The 606-nt window shown below is 41.4% G+C and carries 1 protein-coding gene; it reads left to right on the top strand.

Annotation, left to right across the window (positions count from 1 at the left end):
- The first annotated feature begins 109 nt into the window (after nt 1-109).
- Nucleotides 110-388 carry a BRCT domain-containing protein gene (locus IV64_RS03875; protein WP_020923847.1) on the top strand — a complete coding sequence of 93 codons (279 nt, stop codon included), beginning with the start codon at nt 110-112 and terminating at the stop codon, nt 386-388.
- The last annotated feature ends 218 nt before the right edge of the window (nt 389-606 follow it).

Genomic DNA, 606 nt, shown 5'->3' on the forward strand with positions numbered 1-606 from the left:
TCCAGGGAACAATTCTGCGCTCAAAACGTCACTCCCTCTAAACTGAATGGAAAACCATAACCCGTCAAGTCAAAACCAACATTAGAATCAAGAAAGTTGATGATTTAAAATGCTTGATTTAAGAGATTGTGAGATTGCTTTTACCGGACGTCTAACTACCATGACTCGGGATCAAGCTTTTAGTTTGGCGAAAGTCTTTGGGGCGAAACCACAAAATTGGGTTACGAAACAGACAGATTACTTAGTGGTTGGGTTAATTGAGACGGCTTTAGGTGAGGAGCCCATCACAAAAAAGTTATTGACGGGAACACCAACGATTTCAGAACGGGATTTTTTGGACTGGTGTCAGGCACGATTGGCGCAATGGTCTAGGAGTTTAGGCGGTTAAATTCACAAAGTGAGTTTAATGATTTTTTGGGGATTTTTCATCTAGACCACTCCTCTCCCGTCAAATTTCACAAAGGCCAAATAATGGATCGTTGTTTTATCAGGGAGTGAGGGGGTTACTTGGGATAAGCCGCCTTATGTAAACTACATAGTAATTCTCATATATGAGCTGGCCAAGATCTGTCAAGAATACGGATCAATCATGAAGTCAGTTACTGC

This window comes from Lactiplantibacillus xiangfangensis, assembly GCF_001438845.1.
Classification (GTDB): domain Bacteria; phylum Bacillota; class Bacilli; order Lactobacillales; family Lactobacillaceae; genus Lactiplantibacillus; species Lactiplantibacillus xiangfangensis.